The sequence below is a fragment of the Saccharopolyspora sp. NPDC049357 genome (genome assembly GCF_040677225.1).
Lineage (GTDB): Bacteria > Actinomycetota > Actinomycetes > Mycobacteriales > Pseudonocardiaceae > Saccharopolyspora.
Window position 1 is genome coordinate 308,834 of the sequence record NZ_JBFAQJ010000002.1, and the last position, 23,525, is coordinate 332,358.

At 69.3% G+C, this 23,525-nt stretch carries 21 protein-coding genes; 5 read left to right on the forward strand and 16 right to left on the reverse strand.

The genetic code is table 11. The features are described from left to right. Nucleotides 1-34: 34 nt before the first annotated feature. The 9 genes from AB0J91_RS03105 to AB0J91_RS03145 form a co-directional block, all read right to left on the reverse strand. Nucleotides 35-5,209, reverse strand: coding sequence for an RHS repeat-associated core domain-containing protein (locus tag AB0J91_RS03105; RefSeq protein WP_363863591.1), 5,175 nt, complete (start codon nt 5,207-5,209; stop codon nt 35-37). 36 nt (nt 5,210-5,245) lie between these two features. After that, a complete protein-coding gene (locus AB0J91_RS03110) occupies nt 5,246-5,833 on the reverse strand; it encodes a YbaB/EbfC family nucleoid-associated protein (protein ID WP_363863594.1) in 588 nt (195 codons plus the stop codon). A 78-nt stretch (nt 5,834-5,911) separates the two neighbouring features. Beyond that, nucleotides 5,912-6,532, reverse strand: a complete 621-nt coding sequence (locus tag AB0J91_RS03115; RefSeq protein WP_363863597.1) for a type VII secretion target — start codon at nt 6,530-6,532, stop codon at nt 5,912-5,914. 23 nt (nt 6,533-6,555) lie between these two features. Then, nucleotides 6,556-7,308, reverse strand: a complete 753-nt coding sequence (locus AB0J91_RS03120; RefSeq protein WP_363863600.1) for an ESX secretion-associated protein EspG — start codon at nt 7,306-7,308, stop codon at nt 6,556-6,558. Continuing rightward, nucleotides 7,305-8,849 (reverse strand): PPE domain-containing protein, encoded by a 1,545-nt coding sequence (locus AB0J91_RS03125; RefSeq protein ID WP_363863603.1) that lies wholly within the window; start codon nt 8,847-8,849, stop codon nt 7,305-7,307. Before AB0J91_RS03125 ends, AB0J91_RS03120 begins: the two co-directional genes overlap by 4 nt. Before the next feature lie 33 nt (nt 8,850-8,882). Continuing rightward, nucleotides 8,883-9,281, reverse strand: a complete 399-nt coding sequence (locus AB0J91_RS03130; RefSeq protein ID WP_363863606.1) for a hypothetical protein — start codon at nt 9,279-9,281, stop codon at nt 8,883-8,885. A gap of 238 nt (nt 9,282-9,519) precedes the next feature. Then, nucleotides 9,520-10,104: a hypothetical protein gene (locus tag AB0J91_RS03135; protein ID WP_363863609.1), complete on the reverse strand. Its 585-nt coding sequence runs from the start codon at nt 10,102-10,104 to the stop codon at nt 9,520-9,522. 134 nt (nt 10,105-10,238) lie between these two features. Further along, nucleotides 10,239-10,439, reverse strand: coding sequence for a DUF397 domain-containing protein (locus AB0J91_RS03140; protein ID WP_363863612.1), 201 nt, complete (start codon nt 10,437-10,439; stop codon nt 10,239-10,241). Nucleotides 10,440-10,466: 27 nt separating this feature from the next. Continuing rightward, on the reverse strand, nt 10,467-11,339 hold the full coding sequence (locus AB0J91_RS03145; protein ID WP_363863615.1) for a helix-turn-helix transcriptional regulator: 873 nt from the start codon (nt 11,337-11,339) through the stop codon (nt 10,467-10,469). A gap of 182 nt (nt 11,340-11,521) precedes the next feature. Here AB0J91_RS03145 and AB0J91_RS03150 point away from each other — a divergent pair, with 182 nt between their 5' ends. The 3 genes from AB0J91_RS03150 to AB0J91_RS03160 all read left to right on the forward strand — a co-directional run bounded on the left by AB0J91_RS03150 (nt 11,522) and on the right by AB0J91_RS03160 (nt 13,833). Then, the gene (locus AB0J91_RS03150; protein ID WP_363794593.1) at nt 11,522-11,770 is read left to right on the forward strand and encodes a zinc finger protein; all 249 of its coding nucleotides are present in this window, start codon (nt 11,522-11,524) and stop codon (nt 11,768-11,770) included. Nucleotides 11,771-11,946: 176 nt separating this feature from the next. Beyond that, nucleotides 11,947-12,693 carry a hypothetical protein gene (locus tag AB0J91_RS03155; RefSeq protein WP_363863618.1) on the forward strand — a complete coding sequence of 249 codons (747 nt, stop codon included), beginning with the start codon at nt 11,947-11,949 and terminating at the stop codon, nt 12,691-12,693. A 117-nt stretch (nt 12,694-12,810) separates the two neighbouring features. Next, nucleotides 12,811-13,833 carry an acyl-CoA dehydrogenase family protein gene (locus AB0J91_RS03160; RefSeq protein ID WP_363794597.1) on the forward strand — a complete coding sequence of 341 codons (1,023 nt, stop codon included), beginning with the start codon at nt 12,811-12,813 and terminating at the stop codon, nt 13,831-13,833. Here AB0J91_RS03160 and AB0J91_RS03165 read toward each other — a convergent pair. Beyond that, entirely contained in the window at nt 13,808-15,406 is a 1,599-nt protein-coding gene (locus AB0J91_RS03165; RefSeq protein ID WP_363863623.1) for a FadD3 family acyl-CoA ligase, read from the reverse strand. The two genes, AB0J91_RS03160 and AB0J91_RS03165, sit on opposite strands and share 26 nt — an antisense overlap. A gap of 422 nt (nt 15,407-15,828) precedes the next feature. Between AB0J91_RS03165 and AB0J91_RS03170 the strand changes: the two genes are divergently transcribed. Further along, nucleotides 15,829-17,160: an MFS transporter gene (locus tag AB0J91_RS03170; protein ID WP_363863626.1), complete on the forward strand. Its 1,332-nt coding sequence runs from the start codon at nt 15,829-15,831 to the stop codon at nt 17,158-17,160. Between the two features lie 4 nt (nt 17,161-17,164). On the opposite strand, the gene AB0J91_RS03175 is transcribed toward AB0J91_RS03170, so the two are convergent. The 3 genes from AB0J91_RS03175 to AB0J91_RS03185 all read right to left on the reverse strand — a co-directional run bounded on the left by AB0J91_RS03175 (nt 17,165) and on the right by AB0J91_RS03185 (nt 20,077). Then, on the reverse strand, nt 17,165-17,335 hold the full coding sequence (locus AB0J91_RS03175; RefSeq protein ID WP_363794603.1) for a hypothetical protein: 171 nt from the start codon (nt 17,333-17,335) through the stop codon (nt 17,165-17,167). 293 nt (nt 17,336-17,628) lie between these two features. Continuing rightward, the gene (locus tag AB0J91_RS03180; RefSeq protein ID WP_363863629.1) at nt 17,629-18,237 is read right to left on the reverse strand and encodes a hypothetical protein; all 609 of its coding nucleotides are present in this window, start codon (nt 18,235-18,237) and stop codon (nt 17,629-17,631) included. Nucleotides 18,238-18,466: 229 nt separating this feature from the next. Beyond that, nucleotides 18,467-20,077 (reverse strand): GTPase-associated protein 1-related protein, encoded by a 1,611-nt coding sequence (locus AB0J91_RS03185; RefSeq protein ID WP_363863632.1) that lies wholly within the window; start codon nt 20,075-20,077, stop codon nt 18,467-18,469. 131 nt (nt 20,078-20,208) lie between these two features. Here AB0J91_RS03185 and AB0J91_RS03190 point away from each other — a divergent pair, with 131 nt between their 5' ends. Further along, entirely contained in the window at nt 20,209-20,832 is a 624-nt protein-coding gene (locus AB0J91_RS03190) for a maleylpyruvate isomerase N-terminal domain-containing protein (RefSeq protein WP_363863635.1), read from the forward strand. Nucleotide 20,833: 1 nt separating this feature from the next. Here AB0J91_RS03190 and AB0J91_RS03195 read toward each other — a convergent pair whose 3' ends face one another. From AB0J91_RS03195 to AB0J91_RS03205, 3 genes are all read right to left on the reverse strand, one after another. After that, nucleotides 20,834-21,775 carry a heme o synthase gene (locus tag AB0J91_RS03195; protein WP_363863638.1) on the reverse strand — a complete coding sequence of 314 codons (942 nt, stop codon included), beginning with the start codon at nt 21,773-21,775 and terminating at the stop codon, nt 20,834-20,836. Beyond that, entirely contained in the window at nt 21,772-22,161 is a 390-nt protein-coding gene (locus AB0J91_RS03200) for a DUF3817 domain-containing protein (RefSeq protein WP_132674917.1), read from the reverse strand. The genes AB0J91_RS03195 and AB0J91_RS03200 overlap by 4 nt, the downstream gene beginning before the upstream one ends. A 166-nt stretch (nt 22,162-22,327) precedes the next feature. Beyond that, a complete protein-coding gene (locus tag AB0J91_RS03205; protein WP_363794613.1) occupies nt 22,328-23,377 on the reverse strand; it encodes an LLM class flavin-dependent oxidoreductase in 1,050 nt (349 codons plus the stop codon). Nucleotides 23,378-23,525: the final 148 nt, after the last annotated feature.

Below are 23,525 nucleotides of genomic sequence, written 5' to 3' on the forward strand. Positions count from 1 at the left end.
GCCGAAAGTCGGCCTTCTCAGCGATCGCAGGCGGTCAGTCCTGCCCGCGCCGGAACTTCGGCAGATCGAGTTCACCGCGCTCGTGCGCTGCCCATTGTTCCGGTGTCAGGTCGAGGTCACCACGTTCGAGCGCCTGCCAGTCGGCCTCCGTCGGGTTCTTGTAGAAGCCCCCGTAACCAGGCCATTCACCGGATCGCGCGCCATCGCGCGCCCCGTGCATCTCGGCCGCGTCCCACTTGTCCACCGGCTTGGTGGTGACGTGCGAGCTGCCGTCCACCTTGTGGCCGCCGTCCGGAACGGCTTCACCCGTCTTCGGCTCGTACCGCATTCCCTCACCGCTGTTGCGCATGTCCTCGACCATCTTGTGGTACGAGTCGTCGGCTACGCGCATCCGCTGCCGCTCGTCCTCGAGAGCCTGGCTTTTCGGGTCGGCGTCCCGCCGTTCTTGCTCGGCCTTGGCCGCGTTCGCCTGCTTCTCGTCGTGCAACGGGTGATCCTTGTTGTGCACGTGGTTGGGATCGTCCCCGTGGTAGGCCTTGTCGGAGAAGCTGTGCGACTGACCGGGGAACGCAGCCTCGGTTTCCGAGTTCTTGAAACCCTGCTGGTGCGCGTAGCCGAGCTGGTTGAGCTGCACCGCGCTGCTCGGATCGTTGTCTTCGATGCGTGCGCGCTGTTCGTGCCGGTAGGAACCGAGACGTTCCTCGTAGCGGCCCTTCGTGGTTTCGTGGAGCTTGCCTTCCTCCTTGAGCTCGGCGTCGCTCTTCGTGTTGGGTGCGTCCCGGACGTCCCCCTTGGTGAACCCGGATTCGTGGGCGGCGGGACTGTTGCTCCCCGTTCCCGGGTGGTACCGGTGGTTGTTGCGGTCCTCGTAGTACGCGTTGGCGTTGTTCTCCAGCGGCTTGTTCTCCGGGTCCGTCCGCTTCCCCTTGTCCCCGCCGTTGTCCTTCAAAACGTCGTAGCCGGCGACGTGTTCGCTCTGGTGGGTCCTGTCGCCGTCGATCTTGTAGTTGTGCGCGGTGTTGAGACGATTCCGTTCGGCGTTCCGGTCACCGTAGGTGCCGTCCCGGTAGACCCGCCCATTCGGAGCCTTGGGCTTCGACGTGCCAGAATTCCTGGACTTGGTCACCCTTCCGCTCCTCACCTTGTTGAGGCTCGCAGCGTTCTGACCTCCCTTGCCCGCTCTGGGCACGTGGCCGGTGGCGGCGTGCTTGCGAGTGGGCTTGGTCGGTGCCAGGCCGAGGGCGTCGGTCTCCTCGTGCGGGTTGCCGACGTAGGTCACTGGGTTGGCCGCCGGGGCGAGGCCGAGCGGGTCCTGGCTGAGGTAGCGGCCGGTGGCCGGGTCGTAGTAGCGGTAGACGTTGTAGTTCAGGCCGGTCTCCGCATCGGCGTACTGACCGGGGAAGCGCAGCGGGGTCGCCGCCGACCGCTGGCCGGGCAGCGCGCTGCCCCACAGGCTGGTGCGGTCGTGCCAGGTGAGCTGCCCGTCGGCGGCCACCAGATCGGTCGGCTTGCCCACCGCATCGGTGAGGATCGAGTGGAACCGCTCACCGGATCCGTCGCGTTCGAGCTGCGCCACGACCACGTCGTCATCGGGGCGGTGCTCCCAGGTCGTGACCTCACGCCGACCGTGTGCGTCGATGTGGATCTGCTCGATCAGCGTGGCGCCGTCCCAGACGAAGTCGACCTGCTCGGCCACGACCGCGCCGCCGTCCGGCCCTGGCGCGAGCCGCTGCTTGGCGATCCGGCGGCCGACCGGGTCGTACCGGTAGCGCCAGTGGACGCCCTGCGGTGTAATCACCGCGACCAGGCGGTCGTGGGAATCCCATGAGTAGTGCCAGTTCCCGGCGGCCTGGACGGCGCGCAGCACCAATCGCCCCTGCGCGTCGTACTGGTAGCCGACGCCGCCAGAGGCGACCAGCGTGTTGCCCGAATAGCGGCGAGGCCCGTCCTCGGCGTTCGCCACCCCTTCGGAGCCCAACACGTTGCCCAGGGCGTCGTAGCGGTAGCGCTCGTGCCGATCCGGCGCGATCACCTCGACGACCCGGCCGACCTGGTCGAGCTCGAAACCGGCCTGACCGAAGGCGCTGTCCTGCACACCGGTCAATCGGTTGTCGGCCCGGTAGGAGAACCGGCGGCGCACCACGTCCTGCCCGGAACTTCCGGTGACCGCCTGGGAAGCGAGCAGTTCGTCCTCATAGGACTGCGACAGCCTGACCGCGTCGTTCAGAGACCGCGCGGTCTCGCGACCCGCCGCGTCGTACTCGAAACGCATCGCGTGCGCGGCGAAGGACAGGTCGTGCGCGGCGCCGTTCTCGTCGAAGGACCACGTGCTGTCGACACCGGACGGCGTGGTGCGCCGGATCGTGTTGTTCTCGTCGTCGTAGGCGAAGGTGACCGTGCGCCCGTTCGTCGTCTCCGCGAGGATCCGGCCCTCGACGTCCCACTCGAATTCGAGGACCGCATCGGCGTTGGCCGCGCGGACCAGGAAGCCGATCGGCGAGTAGGCGTAGCTGGTGACACCCGACGGCGCGCGCCACTCGATCATGTTTCCGAGCACGTCGTAGACGTACTCGGTCACCTCTCCCATGCCGTTGACCGACCGCACCAGCTGGCCCGCGTCGTCGTAGGCGTAGCGCAGGACCCGGCCGTCGAAGTCGCACTCCTCGACCACGCGGCCCGCGAGGTCGTAGGTGTACCGCCAGGTCTGCCCCTGCGGGTTGGTGACCGACAGCAGGTTCCGCTCGGTGTCGAATTCGCGCACCGTGCGCGCTCCAGTCGCGTCGACCTCGCCGGTCACCACCTCGAACGGCCCGTACTCGCTGGCCGAGACTTCGCCGAGCTCATCGATTCGGGCGAGCTCGTTGCCTTCGGGGTCGTAGCGCCACTGCTGCTTACCGCCCCGAGCGTCCAGCTGCCAGGAGGGAAGGCCCTCGACGGTCCAGCCGTGCTGGGTGCGCCCTCCGCTGGGCGTGGTCCGTTCCGCCAACCGCCCGAACAGGTCGCGGGACTGCTCAGGGGCGGCACCGGCTTCGCCGCCTCCACCGGTCGCCCTGCGTCCGGATTCCAGCAGGTCGAGACTGAACTCCGGTGCCGAACCGACCTTTCCACCGAACGGATCCGGTCGCTCGCCCTCCGGGTAGGTGCGGGTCCAGGTCCGTTCGCCGTCGTGCACCCCGATCGACTCGATCGAGCCGCCGTCCCAGTGCAGCTCGACGACGCTGCCGTCCGACCGGGTGATCGCGGCGGGACGCTCGTGTTCGACGTACTCGTAGCTGGTGGTTCGGCCGAGCGGGTCGGTGCGGGACAGCAGCCGGTCGTAGCGGTCCCACTCCGAAACCGTGGCGCCGCCCAGCTGATCGACCTCCCGGACGAGCTGCTTGGCTTCGTTGAAGTGGTATTCGGCGACGCCGCCGAGCGAGTTGGTGTGCCTGGTGACCAGCCCGTCGTAGGAGATCGTGGCGTCGAAGTAGCCCTTGTCACCGACGGTTTGCACGCATCGGCCGTGCTCGTCGTAGACGTAGCGGAACCAGGACCCGACGCGGTCCTGCCAACCGGTCAATCGGTCCGCGTCGTCGTAGTCGAACCGCAGCGGGATTCCGGAGGAGTTGATGACCTCGCTCAACCGCCCCCGAGCGTCGTAGCCGTAGCGCACGACCACCACGTCGAGGCCGCGCCGCTCGTCCAGCACCCTGACGGCGGTGGGCTTGCCCTCATCGCTGTCGATCACCACGTGGTAGCCATCGGAGTGCCGCAGTTCCTTCGGCGGGCCGTACGGGGTGTGCTCGATGTCGATGCGACGACCGTCGTCGTCCTCGATCCGCAGCAGCGGCAGAACACCGCGCGACCGGCCGAAGTGCAGCTCCCTGCCCTGCTCGGTGATGACGTAGCCGTCTTCGCGCAGGGACAGCGGCCACCGCGGTCCGTCGATCGGCAGCACCGGAGCGTCCCCGGCCGGCAACGGGTAAAACAGGATCATCCCGTCCGGCGAGAAGTAGCGGACGTGCTCGTGATCGATCTCCAGGCGCTGGTCCAACGTGGAGGCCCAGGTCGCGCCGAACCATCGGCCGGCCCGGTACGAGGAGACGTGCATCCGCTCCAGCACCAGGTGAAGCGGGCCGAGGATCTCCAGGTCCACCTCGCTCATCACCACAGAACCGGTTGCCAGGTCGACCGGTTCCGTGGTGCCGCAGTTCCTCTTCTCCGCCGGGACTGCGTCGTCCCGGGTCTTGGTCGACTGGGCACCGGCCGTGTTCGTCGACGCCGGCGTGGTGGGCGAAGGCCCGCTTCCCGGGTTGTCGTACGCGGACCCGTTGTAGTTCGACGGGCTGTTCGGGCTCCCCGGCCCCGCGTTGGACGGGTGGGTCGGTGCGGAGTTGTCGGCGCCCGCCGCTCTGGTCGAAGCGGGGGTGTCAGAAACCGGCTTCGTCGACGCCGGGCCGTCGTTCTTGGTGTTGTCGGCCTTGATCTTGTCGAGGGCCTTCTTGGTGTCTCCGAAGGAGTCGCCGAGCTTCTTGAGCAGGGGCGAGAGCTTCTTCATGGCCTGGATGAGCTTGGTGGTGATGTCAGCGATCTTGGCCGCGACCTTGGCGACCTCGGCGACCACCTGCGGCACCACCCAGGCCAGGGCGATGCCCAGCGTGCACACCACCTGCAACGCCCAACTGATCAGGTGACCGACGAGTTCGGCGATGATGTCGCGCACCAGCGTGCGCACCGCCGCGACGACCTCGCCCGCGGTGCCGATGCCGTCGGCTGCGCCGTCGGCGGCGGACTTGGCCGCGGCGATCAGGTTCGCGGTGTCCTCGCTGCGCTTGCGGTAGGCGTCGCCGGCTTCGCCCAGCCAGCTGGCCGTGTCGGCCTTGACCAGGTCTTTCATCTCGGTGTTGATGGCTTCGAGTTCGGCGGAGACGTTCTTCCACGTCTCCGAGTGAGCCTTGATCTCATCCGGATCGCCGGTCAGCGAGTCCAGGGCGTCCGAGACCGGCCCGACGTGCTCGATCAACCAGCCGACGCCTGCCGAGAAGATCGCACCGAACGGGTCCAGCGCCATGCCCAGCGCGTCCAGTCCGGTCCCGACCGCGCCCAGCACGCCCCCGGCCCAATCACCGGACTCGATCGCCTTCTGCGTGTCGGCGACCGACTCGGCGATCTGGATACCGCTGTACGACTGCGTCGAGTCCTCGCGCTGAGCCACCAACGGATTCGTCACTACAACCCCCCAGAACAAGAAATCAGGTAGGAGAACTCAGTCGCGCAGCGGATCGAAGTCCGGGCCGAACTCGTCGTCGTCCTCGTCTTCGAAGCGCGGTCGCTTCGGCGGCGCCGGAGGCGCCGTCGGTGCTGCCGGAGCGGCGGGCGGGGCTGGGGTTTCGTCCTCCTCAGCGGGGCCGTCCCACTTCGAGGAGGTCTCCGGCTCGGACTCCTCCTCCGGCTGCTCCGGGAACCGCTCGCGCAGGTTGTCCAGCATCATCGAGCGGGTCTGCTGGTCCTCGTCGCCGAGGGTCGCGGCCATCGTCTCGCCGACCTTGCCCGCGATGTCGGCCTGCGCGCGGTGCATCGTCGACAGGATCTGCGCGGCGAGCTCGTTCGGCGGCATCGAGCGAACCTTGTCGGTGAACTCCAGGTCGGTCACGCTGCCGTCGGCGCGCACCGTCACCTTGATGCGACCGTCAGGACTGCTGGCCGACAGCCGCAGCTGCTCGGTCTGCGCCTGAACCTCCTGGTACCGCTGGGCTTTTTCGGCGAAACCCTGCGCCCACTGCTGGATACGGCGCTCCGCCTCGTCCGGGTCGGCCCCGGCGACAGCGAATCCTCCCGAGCTCTGGCCCGTCATCGCACAACCTCCGTCGAAATCTCAAAGTCCGTGGTGTTCGGCGTGAACCGATCCCAAATCCGAAACAGCTGCGACCTGTCAGGCCGGTGTGCCGGGCTCGGTCGGCCGGAGGAGTTCCTCCCGCGGTTCGCTCCGCATCACCGGCGAGACGGCCTGCTGCTGCGGGGAGACGCCCTGCTGCATCGGCTCCGCCAGCGGCGTTCCCCGCTCCGCCGCCCGCACCGCCTCCTGCTGCGGCTCCATCACGGGCGTCCCCTGCTGCTGCGGCTCCCTCATCGCGGATCCCTGCTGCATCGGCTCCATCACCGGGGTCCCCAGCTGCTGCGGCGAACCGCCGCCGCTGTCGACGGCCGGGACTCCGCGCAGCGCCACGGCCGACTGCTTCACCTTGACGGCCTCGTCGAACTTCTTCAGCTCGTCGGAGTTGGCGTCGTCGGTCTCCTGGTAGTCCTTGGCGGAGGAGCGCACGTTGTCGGCCGTGACGGTGATGCCCTCCTTGGCCGCCTTCAGCGCGTTGATCCCCTCCTCCTCCATCGGGTTGACGATGGGCGGGAGGAAGGAGCACAGCAGCCCGTAGGCCTCGTCGGACATGCTCACGGTCTGAGCCGCCGAGAGCGCGGTGTCCACCCGGTCGGTCAGCGCTTCCAGGTGGCTGGCGTGCGCGGTCAGATCCTCGGCCTGGACCTTGAACGACGTCATGGTTTCCCCATTTCTCCGGTTCGTCAGGCGACTGAGGCCACGACGTCGGCGAGGCGGTGCTCGATCTTCTTGTTGTCGGCCGGGGTGATGCTGAGCCAGGAGCCCTGGCTGACCATCAGGTAGCGGCCTTGGTGGGTGTCGAACCAGGTCACGAGGGTTGTGGAGCGGCGTGTTCCGCGTGAAACGCCGAACTGCCCGCCTGCTCGGCGGTTGTTGGCGAGTTCGAGCACGGTCGCCGCGTCCTGCGGTGACAGGCCTGCCTTGACCAGGGCGACGTCTTCTTCCACGTCACCGCCGAAGGGGTCGTCGTCGTCCTCTTCGAGGGCTTTCGACAGCGCTTCGGCCGGAACCGAGATCGCCCGCTGCAGGCCCGCTTCGCCCGGCGGCAGCACGCCGACGGCGGACAGGGCCAACGCGGTGGGGCGGATCTCGGTCAGCCGCAGTTCGTCGCCCACCAGCTGCGCGAGGACTCCGCTGCGTCGTGCGACGGCGGCGAGAGCGCGAATGGGCTGGTCGCGGTGTCCGATGACGTCCACCGATGTGTCGTGGTCGACCATCAGCCGCAGCAGGTCCGCGAGCCTCGGGTCGAGATCGCGCTCGTTGGCGAGTCCGCGACGTGCCAGCGAGCGGAAGGCCTCTGCGGTGAGTTCCGCCCGTTCCCTCGTGGTGGCACCGAGGCTCGGAACCTCGAGCGGGTACGGGATCTTCCCGAGTCCGAGTTCGGCCCAGACCAGGTCGAATTCGGCCGCGGAGAGCACGAAGTCCGGGTTCGTCATTCCTCGCTCTTTTTCTTCTTCTTGCCCTCGCCGATCACCGGCGGCGGGAGGTCCTTGCCCGGAACCTCGACGACGGGGCCGCCTTCGACGTACTTGGCCTTGCGCGCCTCGTCCTCGCTGCCCTGACCGCCGCGGTTGCCCATCGCACCGCCGCCCATCATGCCGCCGGCACCGCCGGCCGAGGTCTGTCCCGGAGCGCCACCGCCGCCCTGGACCGGGCCGGCTCCGCCGTGGTCACCGGCGGGCGACCCACCGATGCCGGACGTGCCACCGGGAGTGATGCTGCTGCCGGGTGCACCTCCGGACGGCATCGGCGGAGGTGTCGCGCCCAGACCACCCGCGCCGCCGGAGGACCCGCCGGCGGCCTTCGTCTGGCTGATCGGCGGGGTATCGCCGTCCGGGCCGTTGGTGTTGGGGATCGGGGGGATCTGCCCGCCCCACTTCCGGTTGCCGTCGCGGTCGTTCGGCTTGCCGGGACGTCGCCCGCCCGGACCGAAGGCCTGCCCGTCCGGTCCCTGGTGCGGCCGCAGCTTCTGGGTCTTCTCGGTCTGGCCGTCGCCGCCCTGGAACGGGGTCGCGTTCTGCGCGGTGGTGTTCTTGGGCTTGTGGTCCTCCAGCGACGGCGGTTTCGCAGGATTGACCGGATTCGCCCGGATCGTCGGCGGATCCATCGAGTTCGGGCCGCCGATCTTCGGGATCTGCATCTTCTTCGTCGGCGCGTTGGCTCCGGCGGGACCGGTCTGCGCCGCCAACGGCATTCCGTCCGGTCCGACCCCAGCGGGTCCGGTCTGCGCGGCCAGCGGCGGAGCCGCCGGTTGCTGAGCGGCCGGTGCCGATGCGGGCCTGGTCATCTTCTGAGTCGCCTCGGCGCCCCCACCCGCGGACTGCTGCTGGGTCGGCGCTTCGCCCGGCCCGTTGGCCTCCGTCGCGGCGAGCGACTGGACCGTCTTGCGGGGTTTCAGCTCCTCGATGGGGTCCGGCGGGGGTGTGAAGCGCGGCGTGTCACCGTCGATGACGCGGGAGGACTCCTCCATGCGCGTCATCACCCGCACCGCCTGCTCGTGCGCGCTGGAGGAACGCTCCTGGTGGGCGCGCAGGTCTCCCATCGCCTTGGTGAAGGACTCCAGGTCACCGGTGGCGAAGGTCAGCGCTGCGATGGTGTGGATCTCCTCGCCGCCCTTGACCGGCTCGGGCATCTCGGCCTTCGCGGTCTCCATGACGCGGCCCTGCTCCGAGACGCGATCTGCCAGCGCACCGGCGGATTCCCCGGCGTCGCGGCTCCAGTTCGCCAGCTTCTCGATCGCCGATCGGGCGGCGTCCGCGGCCTCCCCCTGCCAGCCCGATTCGGTGGCGCGGAGCTGCTCGGACATCCGGTCGGCGGACTCGGCCATCGCGCGGCTCAGCTTGGTCCACTCGTCGGCGAGCTGACCGACGCGACCGGGATCGTTCTCGATGTGCACGGCGTCGTAGAGCTCGCGGTGGCTGCGCGATGCCCAGTTCTGCGTCTCCACCAACGCGAGGTCGGGTGCTTCCTGCGGCATGTTCTCTTCTCCTCGGCCTGGATGCCAGGCGGATCAGATGAGCTTCTGGAAGGAGTCCGCGACGCGCTGGTCGGTCTCCCGGTAGGTGCGCATGGCGCTCTCGATCGCGTCGCGCGCGTCCACGAGGACGTCCCGGTAGCGCGTCAGAACGGCGACCAACGAGTGCTCGCCACCCTCGGCTCTGCCGGCGAACTTCTCCGCCATCGCCGTGCCCACCGGGTTCTGCCCCAGCGGTGCCTGGCGGGCGAGGTCGCGCGCTTGCGACAACCAGGAGTCGACCGAGTTCAAGCGCTCGTCCAGGGCGGAGCGGATCGACTCACCCGCCTCCGGATCCAGCTTCAGGTCCAACGACTCGACCGCATCGCGCATGGCCGCCACCGAAGCCGACGATTCGGCGAGCGACTGAGACGCCTGCTCGTCAGGCTTGTTCATCTCTCCCCCGAAAAACATGGACAACGGCCCCTATCGGATGGCCGATCACCAACATCCCCCACAGCACAACACTTACCAGATGACGTGAGCGGCGGGTCGTGCTGGACGCATCGTGATCACTTGTTTACCTCAGCGCCGAAAAGTGTGACGAGAAAGACGACTCGCGGAAGCAACCATGCCGCAACGGCACGATTCCTCCGGCGCTCCGGCAGAATTCAATTCCACAATGGATGAGGGTTCAGTTCGGGGCCTTCGGGATGAACCGCAGGCGCTGGCTCATGTCGGCCACGTCGGCCTGGAGCTTGCCGAGATCGCGCTGCACCGACCCGACCTGACCTTCCATGTCGCCGACGTTCCCGCTGGTCCCGGCCACGTTTCGGTTCATCTCGTCCATGCGCCCGGAGATGCTGCGGAGTTCGGCGCTCATCTGCTGGATGCTCGCCGACACCGAGGGAAGCCCGGCGGTGTCGCCCTGCAACATCGCGATGGTTCGCCCCAGGCTTTCGATCTGGCCGTTGAGGGCGCTGACGCTGCGCGCCATGTCCGGAAACGGTCCCATCAAACCGCGCATCGCGACGATGTTCTCGTCGAGCTTCACCATCTCGGATTCGAGCGATTCGAGACTCCCCAACGCGGCCAACTGCTGATTGGTGCGCGTGAGATTCGAGGTGACCGAATCCAACTGCTCGTGCATCCGGGAGAAGTTGTACTGCAGCAGCCCCATCGTGACCAGGTAGACGACCGCGCCACCGGCCAGCAGGCCCTTGGAGATCCGCAGTCCGCCGGAATCGCTCTTCCGGCCCGAACCCGCCAGGTCACTCATGGTCACGCTCTCCCTCGCAGGCGCACTCCAGATCGCCTGCCAGGCTAGCCACGAACCCGATCGGCGTGACCTCGACGAAGTCACATCTGGCGAACGACTCGGCCCCCGCCGCGCAGGGCAGGGGCCGAGCGAACTCAACCGTCCAGTTCGCCGGCCTTCACCGCGACGAGGAAGTCCGCGAACCGCTCCTTGGAGAACGCTAAAGCGGCGTGCTCAGGAGCTTTCGAGTCACGAACACCGCTGACGTGCGGCAGGTTCTGCGCCAGCTCGACGCACTGCCCCTGATCGGTGCTCCGACTCGACTTCCGCCACACGGCGCCCGCCAGCTCGTTCATGTTCGCGTCCTCCCCTTCGCAGGTGTGTCACAGGGACGACGCAAGGCTATCCATGAACTCCACGGATTCGGCAGGCGTGAGCGCTTCAGCACGCATCTGCTCGAAGACCTCGGTGTAGTGCTTGATGTCGTTCGGGCGCTCCAACCAAACACCACCTCTGAGGTTTTCGACGTACACGGCGTCCATGTCGTCGAACCCCTCCGGGAACCGGAGCATCGAGAACGGCGTCTGCAATCCGAGATGCGCTCCTGCCGCGAAGGGCATGACCTGGATCGTCATGTTCGGCTTCGCGGCCGTCGTGACGAGGTAGCGCAGCTGGTTCCGGAGAACCTCCTCGCCGCCAACGGCTCTCCTCAGCGCGGCCTCGTCGAGCACGACGTGCAGCCGAGTGGGGTTCTTCTCGCAGTTGACCCGGTCTTGCCTGGCCTTGCGGAGGCCGATCGAGCGCTGAAGCGTCTGCTCGTCGACCGCCGACGCCCTGACCCCGAACATCGCCTGCGCGTACTCGGGTGTCTGCAGAAGTCCGTCCACCACGATCGGCGAGTAGTTCCACAGCTCGTCGGCGTCGGATTCCAGGCCGACGAACTTCTCGAACCACTCCGGCATGGTGTCGGAGTACATCGCCCACCAGCCGCGTTCGTTGGACTCCTCGGCCTGGCGGACGAGGTTGTCCGACAGCGGAGCCTCCACGCCGTAGAACTGGCAGAGCAGGCGCACGTTGCGCGGCAGGATGACCTGCTTGCCGCCTTCGATCCTGTTGATCGTGGTGACGGTCAGGCCCGCGTACTTGGAGGTGTCGGCGACCTTCTTGCCCGCCTGCTCGCGCAGTTGGCGGAGCTCGCGCCCGAGCTCGCGGCGTCGGAGGTTGGGTCCCGGCCCGTCCTCGTTCTCTTCGACCATCTCTCGCACTCCCTGGCTGCGCATCTGACTGTCGATCATCCTGCAACAGGAGTGCTCACATTGCGTTCACCCAGTTCGGTAATTGGCGCATGTGCACACATGCAATACCTTCGCTCATGTGGAGCTGATCTTGTGGCCCACGTCGCAACCAGCAGAGATCACCGCAGATGGAGGCGCCGCACATGGGCGAACCGCGATACCGGCCGCACCCGTTCAGCTGGGTCCCCGGGGACGGCCGACGACACGCGATAGGTGAAGCGCGGCCTCCCGGCGGCTGGCCGGACGACGCCGAGATCACCGCCCTCTGCGGCGACGACATCCACGCTGACGACTCGACCTTCGCCTGGTTCTGGCCGACCTGCGCCGACTGCAACGTCGCGGCCCACCGCCTCGCCGACGTTCCCATGCCGACGAACCCGAAATCCTCCTGACCTCCGAAGACCAGGCTCGGCGTCGACGCGCCCCCGACACGACGCCGAGCCCGCCGGGCCGGGCGGTGCGCCACCTCCCCGCGCCCCGCCCGGCCCCCATTACCTCGTCGTTGTCGGGGTCCGGGGTCACACTGGGTTCGATCGGACAACAGGAGCTGGATCGAGGGGGAACAGCGATGCCGACGGAGACCACCGAGATCGCGGACGGTGTGCACCGGATTTCGACCTACGTGGAGCCGCCTGGCCTCGTGTTCAACCAGTTCCTGCTGACCGCGGACGAACCGCTGCTGTTCCACACCGGGATGCGCGGCTTGTTCCCGGAGGTGTCGGCCGCGGTGCAGCGAATCGTGCCGTTGTCCCGGCTGCGATGGGTGGCCTTCGGACATCTGGAGGCCGACGAGTGCGGGTCGATGAACGAGTGGCTGCACGCCGCGCCGTCCTCGCAGATCGCGCACGGGACCCTCGGCTGCCGACTGTCGATCAACGACATGGCCGACCGACCGCCGCGGCAGCTCTCGCACGACGAGGTGGTGGACCTCGGCGGCAAGCGCGTCCGGCGCATCGAAACACCGCACGTACCGCACGGATGGGACGCTGGTCTGCTGTTCGAGGAGGTGACCGGGACCCTGTTCTGCGGGGATCTGTTCACCGCGCTCGGCCGCACCACCGCGCTCACCGAAGCCGACATCGTCGGACCGGCGCTGAGCGCCGAGGACAACTTCGGCGCCACCTGCCTGACTCCCTCCACGGCACCGACCATCCGCTCCCTCGCGAACCTGCAGCCCACCACGCTCGGCCTGATGCACGGCCCCGCCCACACGGGCGACTGCGAACGAGCGCTCAACGACCTCGCCGACTCCTTCGACGAACGCCTGAGAACCGCAGGGGTGCGCATGGCCGAACCACGCCTCCCCGGCGAGTGATGCCGGCTTCAGCTGGTTGAGGCCGCGCGAACACCGAGCACCAGCGCCAGCTCGGCGTGACCGCCAGGTGGTCACGCCCCGTCGTGCCGGTCGTGGGGACTCGGGGAAACTGGGGTGATGACTCAGGAGTCGCCCGCGTTGCAGGATGCTCGGCAGATCGCCGAGGACGTGCTCTTCCCCGCCGCGCTGGAGGTCGACGCCGCCGAGCGGGTCCCCGGCAGCCACCTGGACCTGCTCGCCGAGCGCGGCTTCTACGGACTCGCGGCGTCGCAGGACCTGGCCACCCTCGACGTCGGCGATTTCCCGTCGGTGCTGCGGCTCATCGAGGTCCTCGCGAGCGGCTGCCTGACCACGACGTTCGTCTGGATCCAGCACCACGGCGTGCTCAGCGCCGCCGAGAACACCAAGAACCGCAACCTGCGCGAGAACTACCTGTCCGACCTGCTCGCGGGCAAGCGCCGGGGTGGGATCGCGCTGGCCTCGGCGCTGCGGACGGGTCCGGCGCCGCTGCGCGCCTCGCCGGTCGTCGGCGGATACCTGCTGGAAGGCACCGCGCCCTGGTTCACCGGCTGGGGCATGGTCGACTCGCTGCTGGTCGCCGGCCGCAACTCCGAGGACACGCTGATCTTCGCGATGCTCGACGTCGCGGAGACCGACACGCTGCACGCCGAACCGCTCGACCTGATGGCGGTGCGGGCCAGCGGCACGGTGACGCTGCGGTTCAACAGGCACTTCGTGCCGCGCGACCGGATCGCCTCGACCGTGCCGCAAGCCGAGTTCCTCAAGGGCGATTCCAGTTCCGTGCGGTTCAACGGCGCCCTCGCGCTCGGCGTGGCCGGGCGGGCGATCTCGCTGCTCGGCGACGACGCCGGCGGGCTTCCCGATGACCTCGACGCGACGCGGTCGAAGCTGGTCACGGCCTCCGACGAGGAGCTCTCCGAGGTGCGGGCGCAGGCGTCGGAGCTCGCGATGCGGGCGGCCTCGGCCGCTGCGGTCCACCACGGCAGCCGATCGGTGCTGCCGGGCAGTCACGCGCAGCGGCTGGTCCGGGAGGCCACGTTCCTGCTGCTGTTCGGCTCGCGGCCGTCGATCAGGTCAGCCCTGCTGAACCGGCTCACCGCTCCGCGAGAACCCGCTTGAGGATCTTGCCGGAGGCGTTGCGCGGGAGCTCACCGACGAACTCCACCGAGCGCGGCAGCTTGAAGTTCGCCAGCCGCTGCTTGCAGAAGGCCAGCACCGACTCCTCGGTCAGCGAATCGTCACCGACCACGTACGCCTTGCCGACCTCGCCGAGGCGTTCGTGCGGCACCCCGATCACCGCCACGTCCCGCACCCCGTCCAGGTAGGCGAGGGCCTGCTCCACCTCGGCCGGGTAGACGTTGAAACCGCCGCAGACGTACATGTCCTTGAGGCGATCGGTGATCCGCAGGTAGCCGCGTTCGTCCAGGACACCGATGTCACCGGTGTGCAGCCTGCCGTCGTGGTCGATGGCGTGCGCCGTGGAGTTCGGGTCGTCGAGGTAGCCGCGCATCACGTTCGGGCCGCGCAGCACCACCTCGCCCGCCTGACCCGGGGCCATGTCGTCGCCGTCGGCGTCGACCACCGCCACCTCGAAATCGGCGGCGGCGCGACCGCAGGTGTGGGCGACGGTTTCGGCGTCGTCCCCGGGACGGCACATGGTGGCCACGACCGCCTCGGTCAGCCCGTAGGCGGTGAGCACCGTGTCGAATCCCAGGTCGGAGCGCATGCGCTCGACCAGCGCGACCGGGACCGTCGCGGCACCGGTGACCGCCAGGCGCAGTCCCGGCAGCTCCCGGCCGCCGCGTTCCGGCGCGTGCAGCAAGGTCTGGAAGATCGTGGGCGCGGCGGCCAGGATCGAGATCCGCTCGGTGTCGATGACGTCGAGCATCGAGGCCGCGTCGAAGATCGCCTGCGGGACCATCGTCGTGCCCGTCAGCAGGCACACCAGGATTCCGGCCTTGTAGCCGAAGCTGTGGGAGAACGGGTTGACCAGCAGGTACCGATCGCCCTTGCGGACGTTGCCGCACTCGGCCCACGCCCTGGCCACGCCGAGGGTCTGGCGGTGCAGCGACATCACGCCCTTGGCGCGACCGGTGGTTCCGGAGGTGAACAGCACGTCGGCGAGATCGTCCGCGGTGACCGCGTCGGCGCGGCGGTCGACCTCGGACATCGGCACCTTCGCGGCCAGTTCGCCGATCTCGTCCCACTCGTGCACACCGGGTCCCGCCGGGGACGCGGTGCCGACCGGGACGCGCAGGACCGCGCGCAGCTCCGGCAATCCGGCGACCACCTCGCCGGGACCCTCTCCGGCGGCCTCGTGGAGGCCCGCGAGCCGGTCCACTCCCAGGAACTCGTCGGCCACCACCAGCGCGCGAGCCTTGCTGCGGTGCAGCAGGTCCGCCGATTCCACGCCCGTGAAGCGGGTGTTGACCGGGACGAGCGTCGCTCCCGCGCAGGAGGCGCCGAGGGCGGCCAGCACCCAGTGGTGGGTGTTCGGCGAGTTCAGGGCCACCCGGTCACCGGGTCGGACGCCGACGGCGGCGAACATCCGCGCCAGTTCCCGGACGCGCTCGGCGAGCTGACCGAAGGTCAGCCGGACCGGGCCGTCCACCAGCGCTTCGACCTCGCCGAAGCGTTCCGCCGCGTTCCGGACCGCAGCCGGAATCGACTCCACGCCCTGCGCACGAGCCATCTCGTCCTCCCGGGTCAGACACCGACGTCGCGAACCCGGGAGGGAGCCTACCCAAGCAAGCACCCGCTTGGTAGCCCCTCGGCGCCCGGCGGTCTTGGTCCGAACCGACCGCGCAAGAGGGATGTCGACCACGGGCGGTTCGGACGAAAACCACCCACGGGCAACGGACCTCGACAACGCGACCACTCCGCCGACGCCAACGCTCGGCCCAGCGGGCGTCCGCCGTTCGGAGCAGGGCGGGCACGGGGTGGTCACGAAGGAGCCACGGGACAAGCGGAGGGTTTGCCTTCCGCATACGCCGTGGCACGATTGCCGCCAATGACCCGGACAGGGCGGTTGCGGGCATACCTCACCAACTGGGTTCAACGCGGAACCCGTTGCTCGCAGGGGTTTTTCACGCCCTGGTGCATCGAGGAGTGACGATGAGCAGCGCCGCCATCGGTTCCGAGCAGATCCCGCCCACGCAGCCGCGAGAACTCCGCCGCGTGGTCACCTCCTCCGTCGTCGGCACCGCCCTGGAGTGGTACGACTTCTTCATCTACGGCTTCGCCGTCACGCTGGTGTTCAACAAGCTGTTCTTCCCCACCAGCGACCCCGCGGTCGGCACCATCGCCGGCTTCGCGACCTTCGGCGTCGGCTTCGCCATCCGGCCGCTCGGCGGCTTCCTGTTCGGACACCTCGGCGACCGCGTCGGCCGCCGGGCGACGCTGGTGCTCACCACGCTGGTCATGGGCGTGTCGACCGGGCTCATCGGCCTGCTGCCGACCTACGAGACGATCGGCGTGTGGGCCCCGGTCCTGCTCACGCTGCTGCGAGTCCTCCAGGGCCTGGGCGCGGGCGCGGAGTTCGGCGGCGCCTCGACGCTGCTGTGCGAGCACGCCCCGCCGCATCGGCGCGGCTACCTCAGCTCCTACGCCCAGACCGGCGTGCAGATCGGACTCCTGCTGGGAACCGTGTCGTTCCTGCTGGTGGAGAGCCTCGGCGACGAGGCCGTGCAGGCGTGGGCGTGGCGGGTGCCGTTCCTGCTCAGCTTCGTGATGATCGCGCTCTCGCTGTACGTGCGGCTGCGGGTCGCCGAATCACCGGTCTTCGAACGCATGTCGGCCGATCGCCGCACCATCAAGCTGCCGGTGTTCGAGGCTATGCGCCGCTACCCGCGCAACTTCCTGATCGGCATCGGCGCGCACATCTGCGACACCGCCGTGGTCTACATCTACGCCACCTTCAGCCTCGCCTACGTCCAGGAGACGCTGGACCTGCCGCGCTGGGTCGGGCTCACCGGCGTGATCTCCTCGACGTTCGTGGTGATCGTGCTGCAACCGCTCTACGGCGCGCTGTCGGACCGGGTGGGCCGCAAACCGCTGAACCTGTTCAGCGTGATCTTCACCGGGTTGTTCGCGTTCCCGTTCTTCGCCCTGCTCGACACCCAGCAGCCCGCGTTGATCTGGCTCGCGCTGGTGGTCGCCGCCGGACTGGGCCTGGCTCCGATGATCGCGGTGCAGCCTGCGTTCTACTCCGAGCTGTTCGGCGCCCGCGTGCGCTACACCGGGTTCGCCTCGTCCCGCGAGATCGGCGCGGCGCTCGGCGGCTTCTCGCCGCTGGTCGCCTCCGCGCTGGTCATCCAGGGCGGAGGCACGGGCTGGCTGGTGGCCGTGTGGATGATCGTCACCGCGCTCATCTCGCTGGTGGCGTTCGCGTACTCCCGTGAGACCAAGAACCTGGACATCACGGCGCCGGAGACCGTCCAGCGGTGAGCGGTCAGCTCGCCACCGCGGTCTCGTCGTTCTCGAGCGCTTCGGCCAGTTCCTCCGCGAAGGACGGCGCGGGCGAGAACTGCCACGTGGTGCCGGCCGGATCGCACAGCTCGCTGGCCAGCTCCTCGTAGATCGGCACGCTCTCCGCCGCCTCGGTCGACTGCTGCTCCCCCATTGCCGCATCCCCTCATGATCGTCAGCGGGCGAGTGTCCTCGTCCCTACGATGACGTGCCGGTCTCGGCACCAACCGGCTCGTCAAAGGTGCTGCTCCGTTGTGGAGATCCACGCGGGTACCCAAACACAGCGCCGGGTCCCACTGACAAGTTCGGCGGCCACATTTAACCCGACCGGGTGACGGCAGCCAACGCTGGCGTCGCTCATCGATAACGCAACCGCCACGAGGCCTCAAGTTCTCGGCGACGACGGGTGACCGAACCGCGGCTCCGCGCGTCGGCGGAGACGGACGGTCAGCGCTGCGACCAGGTCCCGCCGCGCTGGACGTGATCCCACTCGCGGGCCCAGGCGTTCATCGCGATCCGGCGGGCACCGGCCTGCACCGCACCGATCAGGGCGAAGCTCCCGATCTCCAGGACCACCAGCAGCAGGAGGGCGGCGAACACCGCCGAAGCCGTGATCGAGCCCTCGTCGGGCGGCGGCGGGACGCGGTAGCCCTCCTCGTCGACCCACACCTCGACGTTGTCGCCGACCTTCGCCGACGACGGCACCTGCACGCGGGAGCGCTGGTCGTGCAGACCCGCCTGCCAGGCCACCTCCGCCGTGGAGCTGACCGCGTCCTGGCTGTAGACCTCGGAGACCGGGATGCTCAGCGAGGGCGGGGCGACGACCACCGCGCTCACCGGACGACTGGTGCGAGCCGCCTGCTCGGCGCGTTCGGAGAGGTCCCGATGCGTGGAATCGGCGACCATGCCCGACACCGGAACCGCGATCATCGCGACCATCAGCAGCATTAACGTGAGCCCGGCGGCGAGCCGGTCGATCGGCCGGCGCAACGGGTTCCGCCCGATGCCCAGCGCGTTGACCAGCCATGCCGCGTGCGCCTTGAGCGCCGCCCCCATGAGCGAACCTCCCGTGGAATCCCTTCGGCGCGGGCACCGGTGGTGATGCGGCGGTGGCCCTGCGCTATGACTACCCACGAGCAGTATCCCGCTCCGAACGTCGATCGTTATCGCACCGTGACCGGTCATACACTATCGATGCGATGAATGTCCGTTATTGACCCTCGGTGTCACGCTTTCGGCCGTACGGCAATCCTTCCCAGTGAGACTGCTGAACAGCTCCAGACACTCAACGACGTCGCTGCCACCACTTGCGAGGGGCGCGCTCGGGTTCGGCCGGGGTCCTGACGATCTCCTGCAACCACTCGTGCCAACCGGCGGCGTGCTCCGCGGCCGAGACGCGCAGCAGCTTGCTGATCCGCCGGTGATCGGCGCGCCTGCCACCGCGCGCCCAGCGCTCCAGCTCGCGGTCGTAGGCCGCGCGCACGTCGGCGCTCGCGGTGTCCGACCAGGCCAGCACGAACGCCAGCGCGACGGCGCGGTCCCGCCGGGACTCCTCGGCCCGCTCGTCGTTCCACACCGCGGGCAGCTCGCGCATCAACAGCCGCTGCAGGACCTGACCGGCCGACACGATCGCGCGCACCGCCGCGCGGGGTTCGGCGGCCAGCAGCGCCGTCACCACCTCGGGCAACCGCGCGCGCAGCACCCGCTCGGAGGCGTCCTCCAACGAACCGGCCTCAGCGCCCCGGGAGAACCCGGCCACCCAGGAGCGCACCCGGCCGTCCTCGGACCACAGTTCGCGCTGGTCAGCGCACAGGTGGTGGCTCAGCACGCGCAGCAGGTCTAGGTGGCGGCCGGTCACCTTGGCCTTGCTCAGCACCGAGAACGCGCGCTGCGCGATCGACTCGGTGACGGCCGTGGCCGGCAGCGCGCCGATCAGCCGGTGCAGTTCGTCCACAGTGGGCGGTGCGGCGCTGAACAGCGCGGCCAGCACCGCCTCCGGGGTGTCGGGGAGATCGGGGTCGCGCAGCCGGTCGGCGAACAGGTCGACGATCTCGCGGCGGGCCTCGCCCTTGGCGCGCACCGCCGCCGAGATGACCGCGGCGTCCAGCGGCTCGAACGGGTCGGTGGCGATGTGCCGCAGCAGCGGCCACCAGTGCTCGTTCACGGCGGTGAGAACGACGTCGGAGTGCTTGAGCCGCTCGCCGAGGGTCTGCCGCAGCAACGCGACGAGCTCGTCGCCGCAGGGCCACGGCGCCGGGTCCAGCGAGGCTTCGGGGTGCGAGGCCCACCAGTCCACGAACCGCTCGGCGGCGAAGCGGTCCGGCGGCAGGTCGACGCCGAACCGGGTGGCCGTGCGTAACAGCAGGTCGACGCGGTCCGGCGCGACTTCGGCGGCGGCCTCCGCCAGCAGGGACCGGGCTTCCTCGGCCTCGTCCGCGCCCCACGGGTGCGAGGTCAGCGGCACCGGTTCGGACACCTGCGCTCCGCTGACCAGGCCGGCGATCTCGCAGCGCAGCAGGGCTATCCGGGCGCGACCGGCGTGCTCGGCGGCCAGATCGGTGAGCACCTCGCGCGGCGGCTCGGCGGCCAGCACCGCCGACAGCACCGGCCCGCGCACGTCGGCGGGCGCCGAGTGCAACCAGGCCGCGACCAGCGCGCAGTCCTCGGTCGCCAGCGCCTCGCCGAGCACGATGACGCCCGCGGCCAGCCGGTCGGCAGGGCCGGCGTGCGGCTCTCCCCGGGTGCGGGCGAACTCGTCGGCCAGCTCGACGACGTTGACCGCCTCGACCGAATCCGGCGTCAGGACGCGCGGCACCCAGCGCCTGGCCGGGGCCTGAGGCGGTTCACCGGTACTCGGTGGCTCCGGCGAGTGCTCCGCCGGACTACCTCCGCTCATCGCACGCTCCTGCGTTTCGTCGTCGATCAACACCGGAACACCCGGAAAGATTATCCGCGTCAGCCGACATCTCGTGAGTGAATGGGTACCTGAGGCCGAAGAGAAGAGTCCTTCCAGCCGAACGGAGAAGCATGATCATCGACGCCCTGGACCAGACCTGGCAAGTGTGGGCGCGACTGGGCGAGGAGCTGACCGACGACGAGTGGACCCGCCCCACGCGGCTGCCGAGCTGGACGGTCAAGGACGTCTACACCCATTGCAGCCCGTTCCCGTCGGCGACCCTGGCGGGCATCGAGGCCCCCTCCCCCGACGCCCCGGTCAGCCACGACGACGCCGCCGACCTGCTGTCGTTCATGCAGCGCCCGGGAGGAGTGGCCGAGCAGACCGCGGAGCTGCTCAAGGAGTCGGCGACCACCCGCTCGCGAACGATGTCCAGCGACGAGCTGGTCGCCCAGTTCGCGACCGTCGCCCCGCAGGCCATCGACCGGCTCCGGGAGACCGATCTGGAGAGGACCGTGCACTACGGCGGCTTCGCGGTGGTGCCCGCGCGCGAGGCGCTGCGGATCTTCGTGATGGAGGGCGTCGTGCACTACCTCGACATCGCCGCCGCCCTGGACCGCGAGCTGCCCGGCCCGATGGCCGGTGAGGCGCTGAAGGTGACGATCCGGCTGCTGGCCGAGACCGCCGATCCGGTCGCCCTCATCGACGCGGCGACCGGACGCAGCGACGCCCCGGTGTTCCCCGTGATGCGCTGAGTCAGCCGATCACGGGCGTCAGCGCCGCGTCCACCGCGATCGCCACGAACACCAGCGTCAGGTACGAGTTCGACAGGTGGAACAGCTTCATCGGGTTCAGCGCCAGGCCCTTGCGGGCGTTGTTGTGCAGGCGCTGCGCGACGACCAGGAAGATCACGCCCGAGATCCCGGCCAGCGCGATGTAGACCCAGCTGGTGATCGGGAACAGCAGCAGCGTGCAGCCGACCGTGGCCCAGCTGTAGGCGAGGATGCGCGCCGAGACCTGCTTGGTGGTGGCCACCACCGGCAGCATCGGCACGCCCGCGCGGGCGTAGTCGTCCTTGTACTTCATCGCCAGCGACCAGAAGTGCGGCGGCGTCCACAGGAACACCACGCCGAACATCACGATCGCCGGCCACTCGACCTTGCCGGTCACCGCGGCCCAGCCGACCACGACGGGCATGCATCCCGCCGCACCGCCCCACACGATGTTCTGCGAGGTGCGGCGCTTGAGCACCAGCGTGTAGACGAAGACGTAGAACAGGATCGCGGCCGTCGACAGCGAGGCCGCCAGCAGGTTCGCCCCGAGCCACAGCACCAGGAACGACACGACGCCCAGCACGATGCCGAAGATCAGCGCGCTGCGGCGCGGCACCTCGTAGCGCACCAGCGGTCGCTTCTTGGTGCGGTCCATGACGGCGTCGATGTCGGAGTCCGCGACGCAGTTGAGCGCGTTGGCGCTCCCGGCGGACATGGCGCCGCCGATCAGCGTGACGACGACCAGCCACGGCGACGGGATGCCGCGCTGGGCGAGGAACATCGCGGGGATGGTCGTGACCAGCAGCAGCTCGATGACGCGCGGCTTGGTCAGCGCGAAGTACGCGCCGAGCACCGTGCGGCGGCGCACCGGCTTCTCCGGTGCGGGCTGCTCGGACCGGTTCACTGACTCGGGGATGGCTGTCATGAGGCGGTTGTTTCCTCCGCGGTCTGCGGCTGCACGATCGGCTTGCCCGCCAACCGCAGCTCGTGCCAGCGCACGACCTTGCGCTCGGCGAAGAACGCGCCGAACGGGATGGTCCCGGCCAGCAGCACCAGCAGCATCCGGCCCATCGGGACCCGCAGCTGCGTCGTGGCCACGACCGCGACCAGCAGGTAGACCATGTAGAGCCAGCCGTGCGCGATGCCGATCGTGGTGACCCACGTCGTTCCGGTCTGCTGCGTCGCCGAACCTTCGGGCCACAGGCCGAGGAAGTGCCCGTACTTGAGCACCATGGCGGCGCACAAGAGGATCAGCAGCACGGCAGTGACGTACGCCATGATCCGGTAGAAGATCAGCACACCAGGCTTCACGCCAATCCCTCAATCCCGCGTCGTGCCCACACACCGGGCACCTAGCAACACCGGTGTCAATAGACCGTACGACACGCGCAACACGCGCCCGCTCGCGACCTCGGCCTAGAGTGGCCAGGCACACTCCATCCCGACCGGAACCACCTCCGACCTGGGAAGACCCGGATCAGATCATCCGGTAGGACTTCGCGATCAGCTCGAACGAGCGCAGCTTGGTCTCCGCGTCCGGGAGGTTGGCCGTGAGCATGAGCTCGTCCGCGCCGGTGCGCTCGCGCAACTCCTCCAGCCCCGCCCGAACCGCGTCCGGGGTGCCGTGGACTGCGTCGGCCAGCCAGTGGTCGACGAACGCCCGGTCGAGCTCGGTGTAGGGGTAGTCGCGCGCCTGCTGCCGGGTGGGCTGCTTGCCGGGCACGCCCTGGCGCAGCTTGAGCATGCTCAGCGCGATCGGCCGGACGATGTCCAGCGCCTCCTCCTCGGTGTCGGCGGCGACGGCCTGCACGCCGATCATCGAGTACGGCTCGGCGAGGACCTCGGAGGGCTGGAAGGACTCGCGGTAGAGCTCCAGGGCGGGCAGCGTGTTCTGCGCGCTGAAGTGGTGGGCGAAGGCGAACGGCAGCCCCAGCGCCCCGGCCAGCTGCGCGCTGAAGCCGCTGGAGCCCAGCAGCCACACCGGCGGCAGCGGGCCGTGCGGCACCGACTGCACCTCGGCGTAGGGGTGGTCCAGCGGGAAGTCGTCGTCGAGGAAGGCGATCAGCTCGCCGAGCTGCTGCGGGAAGTCCTCCGCCGACAGCGGCCCCTCGGTGCGCCGCAGCGCCCGCGCCGTGGCCTGGTCGGTGCCGGGCGCCCGGCCGACCCCGAGGTCGATCCGGCCGGGGTGCAGCGCCTGCAGGGTCCCGAACTGCTCGGCGACCACCAGCGGCGCGTGGTTGGGCAGCATCACACCCCCGGAGCCGAGCCGCAGGGTCCGCGTGTGCGCGGCCAGGTGCGCGATCACCACCGCGGGCGAGGAGCTGGCGATCCCGGGCATCCCGTGGTGCTCCGCCACCCACATCCGGTGGTAGCCGAGCTCCTCGACCCGCTTGGCCAGCTCCGTGGTCCCCGCCAGTGCGTCCGACGGCGAGTCCTCGACCCCCACGGTCGCCAGATCCAACACCGACAACGGCACCGAGGCCTCACCCTTGGCCGAACCCCGAATCTGATCTTCACTCGCACTCATCACGCCGTACAACCGCCGCACCCGCGACCTTGTTCCCACGCCGTGACCAGGGCCATTCGAATTTCGCGCGAAATTCGAGTCCGAAAGCCGTGGGCTTGCCGAACAGGCCGGTGATCGCCGGGATCGGCGGTTTGGAGCGCACCATGCC